The sequence below is a fragment of the Streptococcus cristatus ATCC 51100 genome (assembly GCF_000222765.1).
GTDB classification, from domain to species: Bacteria; Bacillota; Bacilli; order Lactobacillales; family Streptococcaceae; genus Streptococcus; species Streptococcus cristatus.
In genome coordinates this window covers 337,113-360,789 of record NZ_AFUE01000006.1, presented here as the reverse complement: position 1 = coordinate 360,789, position 23,677 = coordinate 337,113, and the positions used below count along the sequence as shown (strand labels likewise).

General features: G+C 44.2%; 18 protein-coding genes. All 18 read left to right on the top strand.

The annotated features are described in order from the left end of the window. Positions 1-132: 132 nt before the first annotated feature. On the top strand, positions 133-762 hold the full coding sequence (upp, locus tag HMPREF9960_RS05170) for a uracil phosphoribosyltransferase (protein WP_015605186.1): 630 nt from the start codon (positions 133-135) through the stop codon (positions 760-762). A gap of 171 nt (positions 763-933) precedes the next feature. Continuing rightward, positions 934-1,524, top strand: coding sequence for an ATP-dependent Clp protease proteolytic subunit (locus HMPREF9960_RS05165; RefSeq protein WP_005592197.1), 591 nt, complete (start codon positions 934-936; stop codon positions 1,522-1,524). A gap of 86 nt (positions 1,525-1,610) precedes the next feature. After that, positions 1,611-1,880: a DUF2129 domain-containing protein gene (locus HMPREF9960_RS05160; protein ID WP_005589504.1), complete on the top strand. Its 270-nt coding sequence runs from the start codon at positions 1,611-1,613 to the stop codon at positions 1,878-1,880. Between the two features lie 99 nt (positions 1,881-1,979). After that, positions 1,980-3,140 carry an ABC transporter substrate-binding protein gene (locus HMPREF9960_RS05155; protein ID WP_005589505.1) on the top strand — a complete coding sequence of 387 codons (1,161 nt, stop codon included), beginning with the start codon at positions 1,980-1,982 and terminating at the stop codon, positions 3,138-3,140. A 139-nt stretch (positions 3,141-3,279) separates the two neighbouring features. Further along, entirely contained in the window at positions 3,280-4,161 is an 882-nt protein-coding gene (locus tag HMPREF9960_RS05150) for a branched-chain amino acid ABC transporter permease (protein WP_005589506.1), read from the top strand. 3 nt (positions 4,162-4,164) lie between these two features. Beyond that, a complete protein-coding gene (locus HMPREF9960_RS05145; RefSeq protein WP_005589507.1) occupies positions 4,165-5,118 on the top strand; it encodes a branched-chain amino acid ABC transporter permease in 954 nt (317 codons plus the stop codon). Then, complete coding sequence (locus HMPREF9960_RS05140) at positions 5,118-5,882, top strand: ABC transporter ATP-binding protein (RefSeq protein ID WP_005589509.1); 765 nt, start codon at positions 5,118-5,120, stop codon at positions 5,880-5,882. The genes HMPREF9960_RS05145 and HMPREF9960_RS05140 overlap by 1 nt, the downstream gene beginning before the upstream one ends. Further along, positions 5,882-6,592: an ABC transporter ATP-binding protein gene (locus HMPREF9960_RS05135; protein ID WP_005589511.1), complete on the top strand. Its 711-nt coding sequence runs from the start codon at positions 5,882-5,884 to the stop codon at positions 6,590-6,592. Before HMPREF9960_RS05140 ends, HMPREF9960_RS05135 begins: the two co-directional genes overlap by 1 nt. A 701-nt stretch (positions 6,593-7,293) precedes the next feature. Continuing rightward, positions 7,294-8,136 (top strand): NAD(P)H-hydrate dehydratase, encoded by an 843-nt coding sequence (locus HMPREF9960_RS05130; protein WP_005589513.1) that lies wholly within the window; start codon positions 7,294-7,296, stop codon positions 8,134-8,136. Between the two features lie 221 nt (positions 8,137-8,357). Continuing rightward, entirely contained in the window at positions 8,358-8,582 is a 225-nt protein-coding gene (locus tag HMPREF9960_RS05125) for a helix-turn-helix domain-containing protein (protein WP_005589514.1), read from the top strand. A gap of 101 nt (positions 8,583-8,683) precedes the next feature. Beyond that, positions 8,684-10,024 carry an exodeoxyribonuclease VII large subunit gene (gene xseA, locus HMPREF9960_RS05120; RefSeq protein WP_005589515.1) on the top strand — a complete coding sequence of 447 codons (1,341 nt, stop codon included), beginning with the start codon at positions 8,684-8,686 and terminating at the stop codon, positions 10,022-10,024. Continuing rightward, a complete protein-coding gene (locus HMPREF9960_RS05115) occupies positions 10,002-10,214 on the top strand; it encodes an exodeoxyribonuclease VII small subunit (protein ID WP_005589516.1) in 213 nt (70 codons plus the stop codon). The genes xseA and HMPREF9960_RS05115 overlap by 23 nt, the downstream gene beginning before the upstream one ends. Further along, positions 10,211-11,086, top strand: coding sequence for a polyprenyl synthetase family protein (locus HMPREF9960_RS05110; RefSeq protein ID WP_005589517.1), 876 nt, complete (start codon positions 10,211-10,213; stop codon positions 11,084-11,086). Before HMPREF9960_RS05115 ends, HMPREF9960_RS05110 begins: the two co-directional genes overlap by 4 nt. After that, positions 11,079-11,903: a TlyA family RNA methyltransferase gene (locus HMPREF9960_RS05105; RefSeq protein ID WP_005589519.1), complete on the top strand. Its 825-nt coding sequence runs from the start codon at positions 11,079-11,081 to the stop codon at positions 11,901-11,903. Before HMPREF9960_RS05110 ends, HMPREF9960_RS05105 begins: the two co-directional genes overlap by 8 nt. Further along, positions 11,887-12,318 carry an arginine repressor gene (locus HMPREF9960_RS05100; RefSeq protein ID WP_005589521.1) on the top strand — a complete coding sequence of 144 codons (432 nt, stop codon included), beginning with the start codon at positions 11,887-11,889 and terminating at the stop codon, positions 12,316-12,318. Before HMPREF9960_RS05105 ends, HMPREF9960_RS05100 begins: the two co-directional genes overlap by 17 nt. Before the next feature lie 8 nt (positions 12,319-12,326). After that, positions 12,327-13,985, top strand: coding sequence for a DNA repair protein RecN (gene recN, locus HMPREF9960_RS05095; RefSeq protein WP_005589523.1), 1,659 nt, complete (start codon positions 12,327-12,329; stop codon positions 13,983-13,985). Positions 13,986-14,037: 52 nt separating this feature from the next. After that, positions 14,038-14,766 (top strand): metallophosphoesterase, encoded by a 729-nt coding sequence (locus HMPREF9960_RS05090; protein ID WP_005589524.1) that lies wholly within the window; start codon positions 14,038-14,040, stop codon positions 14,764-14,766. 289 nt (positions 14,767-15,055) lie between these two features. Next, positions 15,056-23,536 (top strand): SHIRT domain-containing protein, encoded by an 8,481-nt coding sequence (locus tag HMPREF9960_RS05085; RefSeq protein ID WP_005592256.1) that lies wholly within the window; start codon positions 15,056-15,058, stop codon positions 23,534-23,536. Positions 23,537-23,677: the final 141 nt, after the last annotated feature.

Here is a 23,677-nt window from a genome sequence, read left to right as displayed (position 1 = left end):
AAAGCCTAAATTGAAATCAAACTCTTCTATCAAAAAGTAATCAAAATAGATGAAAAGGTTTGCTTGTTGCAAGCCTTTTTTCTTCTTTTTTGATATAATAAGAAGAATAAATTGAAAGAAGGAAATCCAATCATGGGAAAACTTGAAGTTATCGCTCATCCACTCATTCAGCATAAATTATCTATCTTGCGTCGTACAGATACCTCTACTAAAGCTTTTCGTGAATTGGTAGATGAAATCGCAATGCTGATGGGATACGAAGTTTTGCGCGATTTACCACTTGAAGATGTAGAAATTGAAACACCAATTACGAAAACAGTTCAAAAGCAGATTGCAGGGAAAAAATTGGCTATTGTCCCAATCTTGCGGGCTGGTATCGGTATGGTGGATGGTCTCCTGAGCTTGGTTCCTGCTGCTAAAGTCGGCCACATCGGAATGTACCGTGATGAAGAGACCTTGAAGCCAGTTGAATATTTGGTAAAATTGCCAGAAGACATTGACCAACGTCAAATCTTTGTTGTCGATCCAATGTTGGCTACGGGTGGATCTGCTATTTTGGCTGTAGATTCACTTAAAAAACGTGGTGCAAGCAACATCACCTTTGTCTGCTTAGTGTCTGCTCCAGAAGGTGTCAAAGCCTTGCAGGATGCTCATCCTGATGTAGATATCTTCACTGCTGCCCTTGATGATCATCTTAATGAGCACGGCTACATCGTTCCAGGTCTCGGAGATGCTGGTGACCGCCTCTTTGGTACAAAATAATAGCTAGAAACTGTAAAAAGGAAAGTTCTGCTAAATCGGTGGATTTGTGCTTTCTAAACCAAAGATAATCTCAGCGCTGCTTTCTGTCATCCGACAGAGAAAGCAAATATTTGACCTTTTTTGACCAAAAAGATATAATAATGAATAGATCGAATGAAGGAGAAAATATTCATGATTCCTGTAGTTATTGAACAAACCAGCCGTGGTGAGCGTTCTTATGACATTTACTCACGCCTTTTAAAAGACCGTATTATCATGCTGACGGGTCCTGTTGAGGACAATATGGCTAATTCTGTTATTGCGCAACTGCTTTTCCTAGATGCACAAGACAGCACCAAGGACATCTATCTTTATGTTAATACTCCTGGTGGCTCTGTGTCAGCGGGATTGGCGATTGTAGATACCATGAACTTTATTAAGTCTGATGTGCAGACGATTGTCATGGGAATGGCAGCTAGCATGGGAACTATCATTGCTTCTAGCGGTGCTAAGGGCAAACGATTCATGCTTCCAAATGCAGAGTATATGATTCACCAGCCGATGGGTGGTACTGGTGGCGGTACTCAGCAAACAGATATGGCCATTGCAGCAGAGCATTTGCTTAAGACTCGTAGGACCTTGGAGCAAATTCTTGCCGACAATTCTGGTAAATCGGTTGAGCAGATTCACGCAGATGCAGAACGTGATTACTGGATGAGTGCCCAAGAAACCTTGGAATATGGTTTTATCGATGAAATCATGGCTAATAATAATCTTAGCTAGTTTTCATTTATAACTAGGAAAAATGCCCCATTTGCGGGCTTTTTTTGATATAATCAATAGAGTACAAATGACCAGAGAGGATTGTCATGTTTAAAAAAGAGGAACGAATGGGCTTCATTATTCATCTATACTATAATCGAGATGCAAAGAAGCTGGCTCATGTTGGAGATATTATTTATCATTCTAAAAAACACCGTTATTTGCAGCTTTATGTGGCAAAAGATCAGGTGGATTCTCTGAAGGAGAGCCTGTCAAAAGAGTCCTATATCAAAAAAATCCAGACTTGCGAGATTCAAAATCTGGATACGAATTTTGTTGGAAGTTTATTTAGAAACCAAGAAAACGCTATTATTTAAAAAAATAGCTTCTTTGGGTTGACAATTGTCAGATAATTCGGTATATTCTTACTATATCATTTGCAAACAAAGCAAAAAACAAAATAGAGGAGATTATTCATGAAGAAAAAATTTGCACTTTCGCTTGTAGCTTTTGCTAGTGCTGCGCTTCTAGCAGCCTGTGGAGAAGTTTCTACAAACAACTCATCTGCTACTGGAACAGAAATCGGTAAAACACTTAAGTTCGGTTTCAACTTTGAAGAAACTGGCGCTGTAGCGGCTTACGGTACTGCAGAACAACACGGTGCTCAACTTGCTGTTGATGAAATCAACGCAGCTGGTGGTGTAGACGGCAAGAAGATCGAAGTAACTGATAAAGACAACAAATCAGAAACAGCAGAAGCAGCTACTATTTCTACAAGCTTGGCGACTCAAGATAAGGTGAATACAATCATCGGTCCTGCGACTTCAGGTGGGGTTGCGGCTGCAATTGCCAATGCAGGTAAAGCTGGTGTGCCTTTGGTAACACCAAGTGCTACACAGGATGATTTGACAAAAAATCAAGACTATCTGTATCGTGCAACCTTTACTGATAGTTACCAAGGTAAAGTCATCTCTAAATATGTAACAGAAAACTTGAAAGCTAAGAAAGTTGTACTCTATTATGACAACTCAAGCGACTATGCTAAAGGAATGGCCGAAGCCTTCAAGAAAGAATACAAGGGTGAAATCGTTACGACAGAAACCTTTGCTTCTGGTGACTCAGATTTCCAAGCTGCTTTGACAAAGATCAAAGGCAAAGAATTTGATTCACTGGTTGTACTAGGTTACTACACAGAAGCTGGTAAATTGGTGAACCAAGCGCGTGGTATGGGAATTAGCCAAACAATCGTTGGACCTGATGGATTTAGCGATGCCAAGTTCGTTGAGCAAGCAACTCCAGCAGCAGCAACTAATGTTTATTATGTATCTGGTTTCTCAACTTCAGGTGACATGACAGATAAAGCGAAGAAATTCGTTGCAGCTTACAAAGCTAAATATAACGAAGAACCTTCAATGTTTGCAGCCCTTTCATATGATGCAGTTTATATGGCAGCAGAAGCATCTAAGGGTGCAAAAACATCTGTAGATATTAAAGATAACCTTGCTAAGTTAAAAGACTTTGAAGGAGTTACTGGATCTATTACCATCGATAAAGATCACAATCCTGTGAAGACAGCCTTGATGATTGGTTTGAAAGATGGTAAAGTAGAAACTGTTGAAACAGTTAAACCTGAATAAAGGGTCTGAGGCTGGGGACAAACCCAGTCTTTGACTTGTTTCTTACTTGCTTATGATGTTTGAGTAGAGACGGCAAGACAAGGCTTCGTCTGAGATTGTTGTTTCTGCTCTTATTTTATATTAGAAAGAGTGGTGTGGAATGCTCGAACAATTTCTTCAGCAATTGGCTAATGGATTGATTTTGGGGAGTGTTTATGCGCTTCTGGCCTTGGGTTATACCATGGTTTATGGAATTATCAAACTGATTAATTTCGCGCATGGAGACATTTATATGATTGGTGCTTTTATGGGATATTACCTGATTAACACCCTTCACCTAAACTTCTTTGTAGCCCTTATTTTATCTATGGTTGGAACAGCGATCCTTGGTGTAGTGATTGAGTTCTTAGCCTATCGCCCTTTGCGCAATTCAACGCGGATTGCAGCCTTGATCACAGCAATTGGGGTTTCTTTCCTCTTGGAGTACGGGATGGTCTTCTTTGTAGGTGCCAATACTCGTTCCTTCCCTCAAGTGATTAAAACAGTGCGTTATACGCTTGGGCCAATTTCGATTTCCAATATTCAACTGATGATTTTGGGAATTTCTATTTTACTCATGGTTGGTTTGCAGTTTATTGTGCAAAAGACGAAAATGGGTAAAGCCATGCGGGCTGTTTCCGTGGATAGTGATGCTGCCCAGCTGATGGGGATTAATGTCAATCGTACGATCAGTTTTACTTTTGCTTTGGGTTCAGCCTTGGCAGGAGCAGCAGGGGTACTGATTGCCCTTTACTACAACTCGCTTGAGCCACTGATGGGAATGACACCAGGTATCAAGTCCTTTGTTGCGGCAGTTTTGGGAGGAATTGGTATCATCCCAGGGGCAGCTTTGGGTGGTTTTGTAATCGGCCTCTTGGAAACTTTTGCAACAGCAGTTGGACTGTCAGATTTCCGTGATGCGATTGTGTATGCGATCTTGATTATCATTCTATTGGTCCGTCCAGCTGGTATTCTAGGTAAAAATGTGAAAGAGAAGGTGTAATGTATGAAAAATAATTTAAAAGTAAATGCGTTATGGCTTGCTCTGATCCTCTTTGGCTATCTATTGATGACAGTGCTTGCTAGCACAGGTATTCTCAATCCTTTCTATCTGCAAATCTTTGAGCAGATTGGGATTAATATTATCTTGGCTGTTGGCCTCAATCTTATCGTTGGTTTTTCTGGGCAATTCTCGCTTGGGCATGCTGGCTTTATGGCCATTGGTGCCTATGCAGTAGCTATCATGGGCTCTAAATCTCCAAACTATGGGACTTTCTTTATTGCTATGTTGGTTGGCGCTGTGATTGCAGGTGCAGTAGCTCTGCTTGTTGGTATTCCGACCTTGCGCTTAAAGGGAGACTATTTGGCAATTGCGACGCTGGGTGTTTCTGAAATTATCCGGATTTTGATTGTAAATGGAGGCGACCTGACTAATGGTGCGGCAGGTATCCTATCCATTCCTAACTTTACCTCTTGGCAATTGGTTTATGTTTTTGTCGTAATTACAACTATTTTGACTCTTAACTTCCTCCGCAGTCCTATCGGACGCAGCACCTTGTCTGTTCGCGAGGACGAGATTGCGGCAGAGTCTGTCGGTGTCAATACAACAAAAATTAAAGTCATTGCTTTCGTTTTTGGAGCCATTACAGCTTCTATTGCAGGTTCTTTGCAGGCTGGATTTGTCGGTTCTGTTGTACCAAAAGACTATTCCTTTATCAATACAATCAATGTCTTGATTATCGTCGTTTTTGGCGGTCTGGGATCAATGACTGGAGCAATCGTTGCGGCAGTGGTATTGGGTATCCTCAATATGCTTTTACAAGATATCTCAAGTGTTCGGATGATTGTTTATTCGCTTGCCCTAATCTTGGTGATGATTTTCCGTCCAGGCGGCTTGCTTGGTACTTGGGAATTTAGCTTGGCTAAGCTCTTTAAAAAGAATAAGGAGGTCAAAGAATAATGGCACTTCTTGATGTAAAAAAATTAACCAAAAATTTTGGAGGACTAACAGCTGTTAGTGACGTGACTCTGGAATTGAACGAAGGGGAACTGGTCGGTCTTATCGGTCCTAACGGTGCTGGAAAGACAACTCTTTTCAACCTTTTGACGGGTGTTTATGAACCGAGTGAGGGAACGGTTACTTTGGATGGCCATTTGCTGAATGGTAAAACACCTTACAAGATTGCAACTCTGGGTCTCAGCCGGACTTTCCAAAATATCCGCCTTTTTAAAGATTTGACTGTGTTGGACAATGTATTGATTGCTTTCGGGAATCACCATAAACCTCACGTGTTGGCCTCTTTCTTCCGTCTTCCAGCATTTTATAAAAATGAAGAGGAATTGAAAGCAAAGGCTCTGGAATTGCTGGCTATCTTTGACTTGGATAAGGAAGCAGAAACCTTGGCTAAAAATTTGGCTTATGGTCAACAGCGTCGTCTGGAGATTGTCCGAGCGCTTGCTACAGAGCCAAAGATTCTCTTCTTGGATGAGCCAGCTGCTGGGATGAATCCACAGGAAACAGCTGAGCTGACTGCCCTGATCCGTCGGATTAAAAATGAATTTAACATTACTATCATGCTGATTGAGCATGATATGAGTCTGGTTATGGAAGTAACTGAGCGCATCTACGTACTAGAGTACGGTCGCTTGATTGCCCACGGCACACCAGATGAGATTAAGAATGACAAACGCGTTATTGAAGCTTATCTAGGAGGTGAAGCCTAATGTCCATGCTCAAAGTTGAAAATCTATCTGTCCACTATGGCATGATTCAGGCTGTCCGTGATGTCAGCTTTGAAGTCAACGAAGGAGAAGTAGTTTCCCTTATCGGTGCCAATGGTGCTGGTAAAACGACCATCCTCCGCACGATCTCTGGTTTGGTTCGCCCAAGTGCTGGGAAGATTGAATTTTTAGGTAATGAAATTCAAAAAGTGCCTGCTCAAAAGATTGTGGCTGCGGGGCTTTCACAGGTTCCAGAAGGGCGCCATATTTTCCCAGGTTTGACTGTCTTGGAGAACCTTGAAATGGGAGCTTTTCTTAAGAAAAATCGTGAAGAAAATCAAGCAAATCTCAAAAAGGTCTTCTCTCGTTTCCCACGCTTGGAAGAGCGTAAAAACCAAGATGCTGCAACTCTTTCAGGTGGTGAGCAGCAGATGTTGGCTATGGGTCGAGCGCTCATGTCTACTCCTAAGCTCTTGCTCTTGGATGAGCCATCAATGGGGCTAGCGCCAATCTTCATTCAAGAAATCTTTGATATCATTCAAGATATCCAAAAGCAGGGTACAACTGTGCTTTTGATTGAGCAAAATGCCAATAAAGCACTATCTATCGCAGACCGTGGTTATGTTCTTGAAACAGGAAAAATTGTTCTATCTGGAACAGGTCAAGAGCTTCTCGCTTCTGACGAAGTCCGCAAAGCATATCTAGGTGGTTAAAAAGGTCCAGTGGACCTTTTTAAGTTGCAGATAAAGAAAACAGAGTTTTCGTCAAGATCTGGGAGATTGTTTCAGGTTGCAGATGGGAACTCGCGGCAGCGAGTTTTCGCTTATTAAGGTCCAATGGACCTTTTTTGTTTTCAAGATAAATTTATTTGTTTGGATGAGCCGATAGCTGTTTTTGCTTACAAGCAAAGAGTTGTATTGGCAACTGCATATTTTTTAAAAAAAATTCGCTGGGGCTTTTTTAGATGAGGCTAGGGTTTCGTGGTAGAGTTTTCTTTGATGAAAGTCTCCATTTTTTAGGTGCTGTGGTAGTAAGCGATGTAATAATTTCACACGGCCCTTTCTCTGAATTTATTTCTTCATTTTAAATATCGAGCGAAAATATGGTAAAATATGGGAGAAGAAAATTGCTCGGGTCGAAATAAAGATTGGAAATTTCGGAAATAATTTATCAAAGTATAGGATTTGCTTATTGGTGGTAACTGGCGAGATGGAGAGTAAGTTTAGCTTTTGATTTTGAAGTGAAGAAAGAAGCTTTTTTCTGTTCGTCTCTACACAATTCTCTTACGCAACTAGAATTCAATAGAGATATGCCTATCAGGGATAGAAAATGGCAGTCGAGTTTCTTTGTTTGATGTGCTTGAGCGGGTAATATTAGTTTTTGAAAACATTTAAATAATTATAGAGGATGAAATATGAAACTAGTCAGTGACAGGCTTTTGAAAAAGGTTATTATAAATCGATCGCCAGACAGCCATAAAGGCGACTATGGTCGCCTGCTATTGATTGGCGGGACTTATCCCTATGGCGGGGCCATTATCATGGCTGCCTTGGCCGCAGTAAGGAGCGGAGCTGGTCTGGTGACAGTTGCAACTGAACGGGAAAATATTTTCGCCCTCCATGCTCATTTGCCAGAGGCTATGGCCTTTGATTTGTGGGAGCAAGAGCGACTGATGGAGCAGATCCGCAAGGCTACTGTTATTTTAATCGGACCGGGTTTGGCTGAAAATTCTTTAGAGAAATCGTTGCTGCAGTTGGTTTTACAGCTTGTAAACAAGCAACAAATCTTGATTATGGATGGGGGCGCTATCTCGCTTTTTGCCAAGCAAGCTCTGCCTTTTCCGAACTCCCAGACAATTTTTACCCCTCACCAGAAAGAATGGGAAAGCTTGTCTGGCTTGCCCATCGAGTCGCAGGACGAAAAATCTAGCCAAAAGGCTGTTGACCAATTTCCTAAGGGAACTCTAGTTGTACAGAAAAGGAATGGAACGCGAGTTTTTCAGAGTGGAGAAAAGGATATTTATCAGTTGCAGGTTGGTGGTCCCTATCAAGCAACTGGTGGTATGGGAGATACCTTGGCAGGGATGATTGCTGGCTTTGCAGGTCAATTTCAGCAGGTTTCACTTTTTGAAAGAGTGACAGCTGCGACCTACTTGCATTCAGCTATTGCGGATGAATTAGCCAAAGAGGTTTATGTGGTATTACCGACAGAATTGAGTCAACGAATTCCAACTTGGATGAAAAATTTTAGTCAATAAATCTTGGGAGGCTTGGAAAAATCCGAGCCTCTTTTTGTGGATTAGGAAATCTTGTCTTAGTTAGGAAAAGTCTAAGATTCACCAACTTTCTCACATAATTACTTTTTTAATTTATAGAAAAAAGTTAATACGATAGAAAACTTTTTTGTGCTATAATAAAAATAAAGTATGAGAGTTAAAAGTATAAAAACTAGTAGAAAAGGATAAGTGCGGAAAGTGCCATGTCAGAGCTAAAAGTAGCAATTGGGAAAAAAATTCGAGAACTGCGGGAACAACGTAAAATGACAAGGGAATTGCTGTGTGAGGATGAGACTCGTTTGACAGTCAGACAGCTTGCTCGTATTGAGGCAGGCGATTCGATTCCTAGTTTGCTAACCTTAGAATTCATTGCGCAACAGTTGCGCATTGAAATGTATCAAATTATCAAGGAAAGTACAAAATCTTAGTGATTTTTATCATGAAAATTGGGAACTTGGAAGCACTGACTTCCTACATTTTTTGGTATAATAAAAGTTACGCAAATACTAGAAAATAGAAAGGGAGCGACATGCCAGATTATTTATCGGTTTCTACTTTGACCCGTTATCTGAAGATGAAGTTTGACCGTGATCCTTATTTGGAACGGGTTTATCTGACAGGTCAGGTCTCCAATTTTCGCAAGCGCCCCAATCACCAGTATTTTTCCCTCAAGGATGAGAAGGCAGTTATTCAGGCAACTATCTGGTCAGGTGTTTATAAAAAGCTTGGTTTTGAACTAGAAGAGGGCATGAAGGTCAATGTCATTGGCCGTGTGCAGCTCTATGAGCCAAGTGGGTCCTATTCGATTGTCATTGAAAAGGCCGAGCCAGACGGCATTGGTGCCTTGGCTGTTCAGTTTGAGCAGCTCAAGAAAAAACTGGGAGAAGAAGGTCTTTTCCAAGATAAGTTTAAACAAGCCCTGCCTCAGTTTCCTAAGAAGATTGGGGTAGTGACCAGTCCTAGCGGGGCTGTCATTCGAGATATTATCACGACAGTCAGCCGCCGTTTCCCAGGCGTGGACATCCTGCTTTATCCGACCAAGGTTCAGGGCGAAGGAGCTGCCGCCGAGGTGGCGGCTAATATCCGTCGAGCCAATGAGCGAGAAGATTTGGATGTTTTGATTATTGGTCGGGGCGGCGGTTCCATCGAGGATCTTTGGGCTTTTAATGAGGAAATCGTCGTGCGAGCCATATTTGAGTCTCAGATTCCGATTATTTCCAGTGTGGGGCACGAAACGGACACGACTCTGGCTGACTTTGTGGCAGATCGACGAGCAGCAACCCCTACAGCAGCAGCGGAATTGGCGACGCCAGTCACCAAGCTGGATCTTCTGGGGCATTTGAGTCAGCAGCAAAATCGTCTGTCTAATGCAGCTTCAAATCGTCTGGCTTACCAGCGGGAACGATTGCACAAGCTGGCTTCCTCTGTTATTTTTCGGCAGCCAGAACGGCTTTATGATGGCTATCTGCAAAAGTTAGACCAGCTCAATCTACGATTAAAGCAAAAAATTCGCGAATATTATAATGAAGAAGTCCAGCAGGTCAATATTCTCCAACATCGCTTGGAATCTCTGTCACCTCTGCGGCAGGTGCAGCGCTATCAGGAGCAGGTGCACCAGCAGGAGCGCTTGTTGCGTAGCAATATGGCGGTGATCTATGACCATAAGGTGGCTGAAGCCAAGCGATTGTCAGATGCGCTACTCATGCTGGATACCAGTCGCATTGTGGCGCGGGGCTATGCTATTATCCAAAAAAATGAAACAGTAATCGAGTCCAGTCAGGATATCAAGAAGAAGGACCAGCTGACCATTCTCATGCGGGATGGTCAGGTCCAAGTTGAGGTAAAAGATGTCAAAAGACAAGAAATTTGAAGAAAACTTAGCTGATTTGGAAGCTATTGTCCAGAAGCTGGAAAATGGAGACGTGGCCTTGGAAGAGGCTATCGCTGAATTCCAGAAGGGCATGCAGTTGTCTAAAGACTTGCAAAAGACGTTAGATCAGGCAGAAAAGACCTTGGTCAAGGTCATGCAGGCGGATGGCACAGAAACGGATATGGAATGACAAGAGAGAATAAAATCAGGCAAATTGGTCTGACGATTCAAGAATTTTATCAGAGCAAGGAAGTGTCAGCGGATTTGACTGAGACCATCCTCTATTCTGTCGAGGCTGGTGGCAAGCGGATCCGCCCTCTCTTGCTTTTGGAATTGCTGGAAGGTTTTGGTCTGGAATTAACTCCTGCTCATTTTCAGGTGGCAGCAGCTCTAGAGATGATTCACACCGGTAGCCTGATCCATGATGATTTGCCAGCTATGGATAATGATGACTACCGCCGAGGCCGTCTGACCAGCCACAAGAAATTCGGGGAGGATATGGCCATTTTGGCGGGAGATTCTCTCTTTTTGGATCCTTATGGTTTAGTGGCAATGGTAGAGCTCCCTAGTCAGGTCAAGGTGGATCTGATAGCAGAGCTGTCTTTGGCGGCTGGTTCCTTTGGTATGGTGGCTGGGCAGGTTTTGGATATGCAGGGAGAAGGCCGCAAGTTGACCATGGACCAGCTCCAGACTATCCATGCCAATAAGACAGGCAAGCTCTTGGCCTATCCTTTTGTAGCAGCGGGGATCATTGCTCAGACTAGTCAATCAGTCCTAGGGAAGCTCCGTCAAGCGGGAGAGCTCTTGGGTTTGGCTTTTCAGGTGCGGGATGATATTTTAGATGTGACAGCCAGTTTTGATCAGATCGGTAAGACACCGCAGAAGGATCTGGCGGCTGAGAAATCAACCTATCCAGCCTTGCTAGGCTTGGATGGAGCCAGAGCCTTTTTCGATGAAACACTGGAACAAGCGAAAAGTCTACTGGAGCAACTAGAAAAAGAAAGTGATTTTTCAGCTAAAGAAATTCAAAAAATAATAGAAAGTTTGAGACTGGATGGCTAAGGAAAGAGTGGATGTATTGGCCTATCGACAAGGGCTCTTTGAGACTCGAGAACAGGCCAAGCGTGGAGTAATGGCTGGTCTGGTTGTGTCACTTGCGAATGGAGAGCGTTTTGACAAACCAGGTGAAAAAATCGATGATGCAACAGAGCTCAAGCTCAAGGGAGAAAAGCTCAAGTATGTCAGTCGGGGCGGCCTGAAATTAGAAAAGGCTTTGCAAGTGTTTGACCTTTCAGTGGTAGACCGAGTGGCCTTGGATATCGGTGCTTCGACCGGTGGCTTTACCGATGTTATGTTGCAGAATGGAGCTAAGCTGGTCTATGCTGTTGATGTCGGGACTAACCAGTTGGCATGGAAACTTCGCCAAGATGAACGGGTTATCAGCATGGAGCAGTTCAATTTTCGTTATGCGGAGCCAGCTGATTTTGACTTTCGGCCCAGCTTTGCCAGCATTGACGTTAGCTTTATCTCGCTCAGCTTGATTTTGCCGGCCCTCTATCAGATTTTAGAAGAGGGCGGTCAGGTCGTGGCTTTGATCAAGCCTCAGTTTGAGGCTGGCCGCGAGCAGATTGGCAAGAAGGGAATTATCAAGGACAAGAAAGTTCATTTGGCGGTGTTGGAAACCGTGACAACCTTTATGCTGGAAGCAGGTTTTTCAGTCAAAGGTTTGGATTTTTCTCCGATTCAAGGCGGACATGGCAATGTTGAATTTCTAGCCTTTCTGGAGAAAAGTGAACAGCCGAAAAATGAGCTGGAGCAAGACTTAGTTGCTGTCGTAGAGGCAGCCCACAAGGAATTTAAAGATGAAGAAGAAGGATAGATTAGAGAAAATCAGACGATTTGTCAGCGAGTTTGAGATTGGCACCCAAGAGGAAATTGTAGAACATCTCAGGGAGTCTGGTATTACAGCGACACAGGCAACGGTTTCACGAGATATCAAGGAGCTAGGGATTGTAAAAATCCCTTTTAAAGATAATACCTATATCTATGAGCTTCCTAAAACAGCTAGTAATAGTCTGAAGTTGGCTGAAAATAATATTTTGGCATGTCAAAATCTAGGAAATATGCTCAATCTTAACCTAATACCAGGAAGTGCGGCGGTAGTCAAGCGTCATCTGAGTAAAGAATTTGCTGAGGAAATTTTCAGCATCATTGCGGATAACGACAGTATCCTAATCGTTGCAGTGAGTGAAAGTGCAGCCCAAAAAGTCACGGCTGAAATCAATAATTGGTAGGAAAGCCTATGTTATTAGAAATTTCGATTAAAAATTTTGCCATTATTGAGGAGATTTCCCTTAATTTTGAGCAAGGTATGACGGTTTTGACCGGGGAAACTGGAGCTGGCAAGTCTATTATTATTGATGCGATGAATATGATGCTGGGCAGCCGTGCTACGACGGATGTTATTCGTCATGGGGCACCTAAAGCTGAGATAGAGGGACTTTTTTCGCTAGAAAATAGCAGAGCTTTGCGAGAGATTTTTGAGGAGCAAGGCTGGGAGCTGACCGATGAGTTGATTATCCGTCGGGAAATTCTACAAAACGGCCGCAGTGTCAGCCGTATCAATGGTCAGATGATCAATTTATCTGTTCTAAAGGCTGTCGGTCAGCATTTGGTGGATATTCATGGTCAGCACGATCAAGAAGAGCTGATGAGATCTCAGCTTCATATTGCCATGCTAGATGAGTTTGGATCAGCAGACTTTTTGCATCTCAAAGGCCGCTATCAGGAAACCTTTGACCGCTATCGAAGCCTGCGCAAGCAAGTCCTGACTTTGCAGAAAAACCAGCAGGAGCATAAGGCCAGAATTGAGATGCTGGAGTTTCAGATGGCGGAGATTGAGAGCGCAGCCCTCAAAAGCGGTGAAGATATTGCCCTGCATCAGGAGCGGGATCGATTGCTCAACCACAAGCTCATTGCCGATACGCTGACCAACGCCTATACCATGCTGGATAATGAAGATTTTTCCAGTCTGACCAATGTCCGCTCAGCTATGAATGACCTTGAGTCTATCGAGGATTACGATCCAGCCTACAAGGAGCTTTCAGGCAGCTTGTCAGAGACTTATTATGTTTTAGAGGATGTCAGCAAGCGCCTAGAAGACATTTTAGATGGACTGGATTTTGACGGAGATCGGCTGCTGCAGGTGGAGAGTCGCTTAGACTTGATTAACAGCATCACACGTAAATACGGTGGCCAAGTAGATGATGTGCTGGAATACTTTGCGCAGATTTCCAAAGAATACAGCCTTTTAACTGGCAGCAACTTGTCCTCAGAGGATATGGACCGAGAGCTGAAAGCCTTGGAGAGAGAGCTGGTAGAGCTGGCCCAGGAGCTGAGTCAGGCTCGTCATGGCCTAGCAGCCCAGCTGGAAGCAGAAATCAAGCAAGAGCTGCAGGATCTCTACATGGAAAAGGCGCGCTTTAAAGTGCAGTTCAGTAAGGGCAAGTTCAACCGTGAAGGCAATGAACAAGTAGAATTCTACATCTCGGCAAATCCGGGCGAGGATTTCAAACCTTTGGTGAAAGTTGCGTCTGGCGGGGAGCTCTCCCGTCTCATGTTGGCTATCAAGTCTGCCTTTTCTCGTAAGGAAGGCAAGACCAGCATTGTCTTTGACGAAGTGGATACGGGTGTTTCTGGTCGTGTGGCTCAAGCCATCGCTCAGAAGATTTACAAGATTGGCTCCAACGGCCAAGTCTTAGCTATTTCCCACTTGCCGCAGGTCATTGCGATTGCCGATTATCAGTTCTTTATTGAGAAGATTTCGGATGAGAATTCGACCGTCTCAACGGTTCGTCTGCTGACGGCTGACGAGCGTGTTCAGGAAGTCGCTAAGATGCTGGCTGGCGAAGATGTGACAGAGGCTGCTTTGACGCAGGCTAGAGAATTATTAAAAAAATAAACAAGCGAGGCTGAGACACTAGTGTTTCGGTCTTCTTTAGAAAGTGGCGACTATGACAAAATATTTTGCAATCGGTGATGTCCATGGCAAGGCTGGTATGCTTGATGAGCTGCTCCAGCATTGGGACGGTCGTAGCCAACTTGTTTTTCTAGGCGACTTGATCGATCGTGGCGAGGACAGCCGAGCAGTTTTGGAGCGGGTCAAAGCTCTGGTGGAGCAAGAAGGAGCTGTCTGTCTTTCTGGCAATCATGAGTATATGTTTCTGAGTTGGCTGGACAATCCTGAGAAGTCCTATGACCACTACCGGCGTAACGGTGGAGATACGACGATTAATTCGCTTTTAGGCCGACCACTCAATGCTACTGTCGATGGACTAGCAGATGCGGAAGGCGTCAAGACGGAGGCGACCGATTTGGTAGATTTTATTCGTCAGATGCCTTTCCTGTTGGAGACGGAGCAGTACATTTTTGTCCATGCTGGCCTAGATTTGGAACTGAAAGACTGGCGAGAGACTAGTGATTATCAAAAAGTTTGGATTCGCGCGCCATTTCATGAAGGCAGCAATCAGACTGGCAAAACGATTGTCTTTGGTCATACACCGACATTTTACCTCTTGCATGAGGCACCGGGAACTGACCAGCTATGGATGACTGAGGATGGCAAGATTGGCATGGATGGCGGAGCTGTTTATGGCGGAGTCCTCCACGGAGTTCTCTTTGGCCATAATGGCATCATAGAGCAGTATGCCATCAAAAAAGATGGTTTTGCGGCGGAGGACTGAGAAGGTATCTACAAATGCCAAAATAGTTTAACTTACTAGCGTCTCGAATATTCCCTGCCAATAGAAAGAAATCAAAAAGATTGAAGAAGCGTAGCCTAGCTATCTTTTTCAATTTTTTTGTTTGGATGAGATAATTTTTGCTGAAAAAAATAGGCCAATGCATACAGTTATATAGGTTAAATTTCCTATCCTATAAGTAATCATAAACCCTTAAATAATAATTCAAAATATATGCAATTCCTCTTCTTTATGCTATAATAGTTATCGAAAAAGCAAAAAGGAGGAAAAGATGTTTTTTCAGGATAGAAAGATAAAGTATTCAATCCGCAAATTATCAGTTGCTACTGTATCACTTGCGATTGGATTTTTGTTTGCACCCGCAGCGATTGGAGCGGGTCAAGTAGCCCATGCGGATGAGCTTGTGGCTACAGCTCAAGTAGAAAATAAGTCAGAAAATCAAGTCTCGGTGGGAACTTCTGAACCAGCGAAAATAGAAACTCAAGAGACTGTCTCAGTAACGCCTTCTGCACCCGTGCAAGTAGAAAGTAAAGAGGCTATCACAACAACAGTTCCTGTGCCAGCACAGACAGAAACGCAAGGGGATAACCAAGCCTCATTGAAATCTGCTACGCCTGCTGAGACAGAGGCAAGTCAAGCGACAGATTCGACTACTTTTAAAAAAGCTCAGCCAGCTACAGGCACAAGCCAGCCAGCTGCAGCCACTGCTCAACCTGCTTCAGCAAATGCAAGTCTAAACAAGAGCGCTTTAGAGAACTACCTCAAAAACTTGCGCAGCAAGGACTTTTCAAGTAAGACAGACGATAGTCTAGAAATCTTGAATGGCGTAATGACGGCTGCTGATGGTGTGCTTCAAACTGCAACAAAGCAAGAAGAAATTGATAAGGTTTATCGCAATCTCGTGAACTTTGTCAATTCTGGTCTTCGTGATAAAAATCCGAAGTTCATCCCAGATCAGGATAAAACTCCTCGCTCAGCACTTTATGAGTTTGAAAGTGCTACACCAGGAAAAACAACTCCGCTTGCTCTGAACTACTTGAAGCCAGAAGATACAAAAATCTACAAAAAGGGCGATAAAGTAAAGGCCATCCAGCCAACTGAAACAACTTATGTAGAGTATGATGGAAGTGGTAGATGGACCTTTAAGGGCTATGACCATGATAGTCAGGTGATTGACAAAGATGATGTTTTCTTCACAGGTAAGTGGGAATTTACGCCGACACCATATAAGGCTACCTATAGAGCGGTTAATGGCTCACCTGGAAAAACTCCGCCATCTTATGTTGCAAATTGGAGTCCAGAAGATAGAAGAAGATTTGCTGAGGGTGAAGTAGTAAAAGCACAAGAATTTCACTATGTTTTTTATACTTCAGAAGAATATCCTAACCGAAAAGGCTATTGGGCTTTGACTGGCTTTGATGCTCCAAGTAAAGTGGCAAACAATGGCGATGTAGAGTTCGTAGGAACTTGGAAATACTTTGAGGATGTCACTGTATCCTACAAACCTATGAACCAGCACGATTTTGAGAATTTTTATCATTTACCAAGTAGTCCTAAGACCTCACGTGACGAATATAAATTACCTCTTCCTAAGGAGATAAAAGATCTAGAAAGTAAGCTATACGATTACAAGCTTTCTCTCAATCAGTTTGATAAACGTGATGAGTATTTACCTAAAGATATACTGGACACGGTAGCTGCTTTGCTCCGCTATGATGAAACTCAAAATCTCTACAAACCCTTTTATGATGCGGAAAATGAAGGAAATTGGACCTTTGAGGAAGATGTAGTAGATTTAACCTTCAGTCGTGAACTAGAGCGGGCGGCTACATATGGGGAAATACCAAAAGTTACAATACCATTGGAGTTTGTATTTAAACCAGTTCCTCGGAAACCGACTTATGAGTTTGTCAGTGGAACGGTTGGCAAAGAACTACCTGCTGAGATCAATAATCTGAAGCCTGTTTATATGGATGAGTGGGCGTATGCAGATAGAAAGAAATACCCGAAAGGCAAGGATATAGTTCAGTCTGTTAGACCAATTCAAGAAACCTATGAAGATAAGGACAAGAAGGGGACTTGGCACTTTAAAGGCTACGATTTTACTAAAAAACCAGTGAGCGACTGGGAGCACGATGGATGGAATCTAAAGTTCACAGGTACTTGGACTTTTGAAGAGAAAAAGTACCCAGAAAACTATGAGTATGTCAGCAAAGACCCTAGCCTAGCTCTACCAGATGGACTCAGAACCTTCCCGCCAATCAGCACAGAGACATATGTTGATGGTGCTACTGTTCAGGCAAAAAAACCTGAGAAGACGACTTACATGGACTTTGAGAATAAAGGTATTTGGAAATTTGAAGGCTATGATAAGGATGAAAAGGTAGTCAATAAAGCTGGCGTCCTCTTTACAGGTAGCTGGTCCTTCACTCCACACCGCGATAAGGTTGTTTCCTTTGACTTTGTGAGTGATACTCCAGGGAAGACCATCCCTGATGATTTGAAGGCACAAATCCCTGCTCCTATCACGACTTCTCCATCAGATTATTCTGCCAATGTCTTTAATGAAATTCAATATCTCAGTTCATACGTCGATAATGAAAATGATGGTACATGGGTTGCTCAGCAGATTCCTCAGCAAAAGGAGGAAGTTGAGAAACCAGCTGACGATGAGGATTCTACCTACACGGTTCATTGGAAATTTTTACCGACCAAGCGTAGTGTTTATTATGACTTCTACACAGATTCAAAAGATGATTCTGGTCAAACGATCTATCCGCCATCAACTTTGTATAATCTAATCACTTACGAAAGAGAATTTGTCAAGGGTGAAAAAGCTCGCGTTAAAATGCCATCTAAAACAAGATTTGAGGATCCTGATGGCCGAGGGACTTGGGTCTTTGATGACTACTATGAAGATGATAATACGACTATTTCTCCACGTGTGAAAACAGTCGAGGCAGGAGACGTTATCTTTAGAGGGAAATGGATTTTGGTTCCTACCAATCAGTCTGATACGATCTATAGGGTAGAGTATAAATTTACTAACTCGACTCCTGCTTATCCTCTTCCAAATAAGATTCGCGATATGCTTCCAGCTGGCACTGATTTCGTTGGACGAGCTGACGATTACAAAGATGCAAGCAAGCTTGACACATCTACAGTAACTGTTCCGACAGGTACATGGACCTTCCATGGTTTTGATGCAGATAAATACGGAAAAGCTATTGCAGGTACAAAAGTGAAGACCATCACAGGATCTTGGAGCTTTACGCCAAATGGTATAGACTATGAGTTCCAATCAACTAATCCTGATTTCGTATTACCAGATCATATCACCAAGTTGACTCCGAAAAACCCAATTGATTATAAGATGGGCGGTCTGTTCCTTACAGAAGTAGATGCTGAGCAACCAAGTGAAACGACTTATGTTGATACAGCAAACAAGGTAACTTGGACATTTGCAGGATACGATAAAGAAAAAATCGTTGTAGCAAAAGGCAGACAGACTTTCCTTGGAAGCTGGGTGCCTACTCCAAATCCAGAATATGTATTCAAATCTTCTGACGCGCGTGTTCCATTGCCACAAAGTATTTTGGGAATGCTGCCAAGTGATGAGGCTTCTTATAAGGTTGGTGACACCATTGTAGCCAAACAACCTGCTAAAGAATCAGTAGTTGAAGAAGAAAAAGACTATGTCTGGACCTTCAAAGGTTACGATCAGAAGAATGCGACATATAATGGCAAGCGTGTGACATTTACGGGTATCTGGGAAGCAACTCCTAGACCGCATCATGTAAGCTATACTTTTGAAAGCGAAACGGCTGGTGTTGATTTGCCTGAATTTATCCAGAAGAAAGCACCAAAAGATGGCTCAACTTACTTCAATGGGACGAGAGTTTTTGCAGAAGAGCCGACAACAAAGACTCACAAAGATGATGTGAACGACGGTACTTGGACTTTCGCTGGTTATGATGCCAAAAGTAAGATTGTGAAAAAAGCTGATTTGACTTTCACAGGTAAGTGGGCCTTTGAAGCTAAGAAGTATCAAGCTACTTATCGCTTCGAGAGCGAGACAGTAGGTCAGGCTCTTCCAGCAGCCATCGCCGCATTGACTCCAAGCGACAGTGCAAGATATGTGAATGGTGCCTCTGTTTCGGCTCAACAACCAGCGCAAGCGACCTACACAGATACTGTGAACGATGGCACATGGACCTTCAAGGGCTACGACGCAGCTAGTGCAGTTGTCAACAAGGATAATGTAGAGTTTGTAGGTAAGTGGGCCTTTGAAGCCAACAAGTACCAAGCTACTTATCGCTTCGAGAGTGCAACAGCAGATAAAGCTCTTCCGGCAGCCATCGCCGCATTGACTCCAAGCGACAGTGCAACTTATGTGAATGGTACCTCTGTTTCCGCTCAGCAACCAGCGCAAGCGACCTACACAGATACTGTGAACGACGGCACATGGACCTTCAAGGGCTACGACGCAGCTAGCACCGTTGTTAACAAGGCAGATGTATCCTTCGTCGGTAAATGGACCTTTGAAGCTAACAAGTATCAAGCTACTTATCGCTTCGAGAGTGCAACAGCAGGTAAGCAACTTCCAGCAGCCATCGCCGCATTAACTCCAAGCGACAGTGCAACTTATGTGAATGGTGCCTCTGTTTCCGCTCAACAACCATCCCAAACCACTTACGCCGATAGTGTGAACGACGGCACATGGACCTTCAAGGGCTATGATGCAGCTAGTGCCGTTGTCAACAAGGAAAATGTTGAGTTTGTAGGAAAATGGGCCTTTGAAGCTAACAAGTACCAAGCAACTTACCGCTTCGTGAGCGAGACAGCAGGTAAGCAACTTCCAGCAGCCATCACATCATTGACCCCAAGCGACAGTGCAACTTATGTGAATGGCGCCTCTGTTTCAGCTCAACAACCATCCCAAACGACTTACACAGATACTGTGAACGACGGCACATGGACCTTCAAGGGCTACGACGCAGCTAGTGCCGTTGTTAACAAGGCTAATGTTGAATTTGTAGGTAAATGGACCTTTGAAGCCAAGAAGTATCAAGCTACTTACCGCTTCGAGAGCGAGACAGCAGGTAAACAACTTCCAGCAGCCATCGCAGCATTGACTCCAAGCGACAGTGCAACTTATGTGAATGGTGCCTCTGTTTCAGCTCAACAACCATCTCAAACCACATACACAGACCTAGTGAATGATGGCACATGGACCTTCAAGGGCTATGACGCAACTAGCGCCGTTGTCAACAAGGCAGATGTAGAGTTTGTAGGAAAATGGGCCTTTGAAGCCAAGAAGTATCAAGCTACTTACAGCTTCGAGAGCGCAACGGCAGGTAAACAACTTCCAGCAGCCATCGCAGCATTGACTCCAAGCGACAGTGCAAGATATGTGAATGGTGCCTCTGTTTCGGCTCAACAACCATCACAAACCACTTACGCCGATAGTGTGAACGACGGCACATGGACCTTCAAGGGCTATGACGCAGCTAGCGCCGTTGTCAACAAGGCAGATGTATCCTTCGTCGGTAAATGGACCTTTGAAGCTAACAAGTATCAAGCTACTTATCGCTTCGAGAGTGCAACAGCAGATAAAGCTCTTCCGGCAGCCATCGCAGCATTGACTCCAAGCGACAGTGCAACTTATGTGAATGGTGCCTCTGTTTCCGCTCAGCAACCAGCGCAAGCGACCTACACAGATACTGTGAACGACGGCACATGGACCTTCAAGGGCTACGACGCAGCTAGCACCGTTGTTAACAAGGCAGATGTGGAGTTTGTAGGAAAATGGGAGTTTGAAGCCAACAAGTATCAAGCTACTTACCGCTTCGAGAGCGAGACAGTAGGTCAGGCTCTTCCAGCAGCCATCGCCGCATTGACTCCAAGCGACAGTGCAAGATATGTGAATGGTGGTTCTGTTTCCGCTCAACAACCATCACAAACCACTTACACAGATACTGTGAATGATGGCACATGGACCTTCAAGGGCTATGACGCAGCTAATGCAGTCGTGAACAAGGCAAATGTTGAGTTTGTAGGGAAATGGGCCTTTGAAGCCAAGAAGTACCAAGCTACTTATCGTTTCGAGAGCGCAACAGCAGGTCAAGCGCTTCCAGCGGCCATCGCAGCATTGACCCCAAGCGACAGTGCAACTTATGAGAATGGTGCCTCTGTTTCCGCTCAGCAACCAGCGCAAGCGACCTACACAGACACAGTGAACGATGGCACATGGACCTTCAAGGGCTATGATGCATCTAGCGCCGTTGTCAACAAGGCTAATGTAGAGTTTGTAGGGAAATGGGCCTTTGAAGCCAACAAGTATCAAGCAACTTATCGTTTCGAGAGCGAGACAGCAGGTCAAGCGCTTCCAGCAGCCATCGCCGCATTGACTCCAAGCGACAGTGCAAGATATGTGAATGGTGCCTCTGTTTCGGCTCAACAACCATCCCAAACTACATACACAGACGCAGTGAATGATGGCACTTGGACCTTCAAGGGCTATGACGCAGCTAGCGCCGTTGTTAACAAGGCAGATGTGGAGTTTGTAGGAAAATGGGAGTTTGAAGCGAATAAGTACCAAGCAGGTTACCGTTTCGAAAGTGCGACCGCCGGCAAAGCTCTTCCAGCAGCTATCGCCGCATTGACCCCAAGCGACAGTGCAAGATATGTGAATGGTGCCTCTGTTTCAGCTCAACAACCAGCGCAAGCGACCTACACAGATAGTGTGAACGACGGCACATGGACCTTCAAGGGCTACGACGCAGCTAGCGCCGTTGTCAACAAGGCAGATGTATCCTTCGTCGGTAAATGGGCCTTTGAAGCTAATAAGTACCAAGCTACTTACCGCTTCGAGAGTGAGACGGCAGGTAAGGCTCTTCCAGCAGCCATCGCAGCATTGACTCCAAGCGACAGTGCAACTTATGTGAATGGTGCTTCTGTTTCAGCTCAACAACCAACGCAAGCGACCTACACAGACACAGTGAACGATGGCACATGGACCTTCAAGGGCTATGATGCAGCTAGCGCCGTTGTTAACAAGGCTGATGTAGAGTTTGTAGGGAAATGGGCCTTTGAAGCCAACAAGTATCAAGCTACTTATCGCTTCGAGAGCGCAACAGCAGGTAAGCAACTTCCAGCAGCCATCGCATCATTGACTCCAAGCGACAGTGCAACTTATGTGAATGGTGCCTCTGTTTCCGCTCAACAACCAGCGCAAGCGACCTACACAGACACAGTGAACGACGGCACATGGACCTTCAAGGGTTATGACGCAGCTAGCGCCGTTGTCAACAAGGCAAATGTTGAGTTTGTAGGTAAGTGGGCCTTTGAAGCTAGCAAGTACCAGGCTACTTATAGTTTCGAGAGCGAGACAGCAGGTAAGGCTCTTCCAGCAGCCATCGCCGCATTGACCCCAAGCGACAGTGCAACTTATGTGAATGGTGCTTCTGTTTCAGCTCAACAACCATCACAAACCACTTACACAGATACTGTCAATGACGGTACCTGGACCTTCAAGGGCTATGACGCAGCTAATGCAGTCGTGAACAAGTCCAATGTAGCTTTCGTCGGTAAGTGGGCCTTTGAAGCCAATAAATACCAAGCAACTTACCGCTTCGAGAGCGAGACAGCAGGTAAGGCTCTTCCAGCAGCCGTCGCCGCATTGACTCCAAGCGACAGTGCAACATATGTGAATGGTGCTTCTGTTTCAGCTCAGCAACCATCACAAACCACATACACAGATACTGTGAACGACGGCACATGGACCTTCAAGGGCTACGACGCAGCTAGTGCAGTTGTTAACAAGGCAAATGTAGGGTTTGTAGGTAAATGGGAATTCAAGGCAAATCCGAAAAATGCTGAAATTTATACGCCTCAGGTAACGGAAGAAATCATCAAGGTTGGAGACAAACCAAACTTGATCGATAATGTGACGAACTTGTCAAGCCTTCCAGCTGGCACTAAGGTAGTTGATATCACACCTGTGGGTCAAATAGATACCACAAAACCAGGTACTTATAGCGGTACAGTGCGTGTTGATTATCCAGATGGTTCTTCTACTGAAGTTCCTGTACCAGTTAATGTTTTGCCTGCACCGGTAACTGAAACCTATAAAGTGACTTACCGCTTCGAAAGTGCAACAGCAGACAACAACTTGTCAGCAGAAGTATTGAGCTTACTTCCACAAAGTGGAACATATACTACAAGTTCTTCTGCAGCGATTGCTTTTGTTCCAGAGGCACCGATTCCTGTAGAAGTGGCTGCTGCAAATGGCACTTGGAAATTCCTGGGCTATGAAAAAGTGGAAGAGGGAACAAGTTTGACTTTCGTAGGAAAATGGGCCTTTGAAGCTAAGCAAACTCCTAGTCCGCAGCCGCAACCGGAACCAGCACCGCAACCGGAACCGGAACCAGCACCACAACCGCAACCGGTTCCGAAGCCACAACCACAGCCAAGTCCGGTTCCACCAGTGACTCCAGAAGTGAAGCCAGATCAAGAGACTGATTCAGCTGATAAAGCTCAACCGAATCAGCTAGTGAAACCTGAAAGCAAGCCTGTTTCAAATGATAAGCCAGCTGTTCCAACTCCAGCAGGAGATAAGGCTAAACAAGCGACCTTACCAAATACAGGTAGCACTTCTCCAGTTTCAATAGTGGGAGCAACGACCAGTGCTATTCTTGCGAGCCTAGGATTTATGATTCTTGGTCGCAAGCGCAAAGATGATGAGGCTTAAAAGGGCATCTTCTTGATGCAAGCTTTGGCTAGTGCCTCAATCAACTAGTTAAGAGTCTTCTAAGTAGTGTTTGACTTAGAAGGCTCTTGTTTTTCCGAGATTTATGGATTAAGCTAAGATTGATTCACAAAAATTAGGATT

What these genes read in the sequence shown, in the direction of transcription:
- HMPREF9960_RS05160 (WP_005589504.1), top strand. Translation starts at nt 1,611, where the DNA reads ATGTTTAAAAAAGAGGAACGAATGGGCTTCATTATTCATCTATACTAT.
- HMPREF9960_RS05150 (WP_005589506.1), top strand. Translation starts at nt 3,280, where the DNA reads ATGCTCGAACAATTTCTTCAGCAATTGGCTAATGGATTGATTTTGGGG.
- HMPREF9960_RS05140 (WP_005589509.1), top strand. Translation starts at nt 5,118, where the DNA reads ATGGCACTTCTTGATGTAAAAAAATTAACCAAAAATTTTGGAGGACTA.
- upp (WP_015605186.1), top strand. Translation starts at nt 133, where the DNA reads ATGGGAAAACTTGAAGTTATCGCTCATCCACTCATTCAGCATAAATTA.
- HMPREF9960_RS05115 (WP_005589516.1), top strand. Translation starts at nt 10,002, where the DNA reads ATGTCAAAAGACAAGAAATTTGAAGAAAACTTAGCTGATTTGGAAGCT.
- HMPREF9960_RS05105 (WP_005589519.1), top strand. Translation starts at nt 11,079, where the DNA reads ATGGCTAAGGAAAGAGTGGATGTATTGGCCTATCGACAAGGGCTCTTT.
- HMPREF9960_RS05130 (WP_005589513.1), top strand. Translation starts at nt 7,294, where the DNA reads ATGAAACTAGTCAGTGACAGGCTTTTGAAAAAGGTTATTATAAATCGA.
- HMPREF9960_RS05155 (WP_005589505.1), top strand. Translation starts at nt 1,980, where the DNA reads ATGAAGAAAAAATTTGCACTTTCGCTTGTAGCTTTTGCTAGTGCTGCG.
- HMPREF9960_RS05100 (WP_005589521.1), top strand. Translation starts at nt 11,887, where the DNA reads ATGAAGAAGAAGGATAGATTAGAGAAAATCAGACGATTTGTCAGCGAG.
- HMPREF9960_RS05090 (WP_005589524.1), top strand. Translation starts at nt 14,038, where the DNA reads ATGACAAAATATTTTGCAATCGGTGATGTCCATGGCAAGGCTGGTATG.
- HMPREF9960_RS05135 (WP_005589511.1), top strand. Translation starts at nt 5,882, where the DNA reads ATGTCCATGCTCAAAGTTGAAAATCTATCTGTCCACTATGGCATGATT.
- HMPREF9960_RS05165 (WP_005592197.1), top strand. Translation starts at nt 934, where the DNA reads ATGATTCCTGTAGTTATTGAACAAACCAGCCGTGGTGAGCGTTCTTAT.
- HMPREF9960_RS05145 (WP_005589507.1), top strand. Translation starts at nt 4,165, where the DNA reads ATGAAAAATAATTTAAAAGTAAATGCGTTATGGCTTGCTCTGATCCTC.
- HMPREF9960_RS05085 (WP_005592256.1), top strand. Translation starts at nt 15,056, where the DNA reads ATGTTTTTTCAGGATAGAAAGATAAAGTATTCAATCCGCAAATTATCA.
- HMPREF9960_RS05110 (WP_005589517.1), top strand. Translation starts at nt 10,211, where the DNA reads ATGACAAGAGAGAATAAAATCAGGCAAATTGGTCTGACGATTCAAGAA.
- xseA (WP_005589515.1), top strand. Translation starts at nt 8,684, where the DNA reads ATGCCAGATTATTTATCGGTTTCTACTTTGACCCGTTATCTGAAGATG.
- HMPREF9960_RS05125 (WP_005589514.1), top strand. Translation starts at nt 8,358, where the DNA reads ATGTCAGAGCTAAAAGTAGCAATTGGGAAAAAAATTCGAGAACTGCGG.
- recN (WP_005589523.1), top strand. Translation starts at nt 12,327, where the DNA reads ATGTTATTAGAAATTTCGATTAAAAATTTTGCCATTATTGAGGAGATT.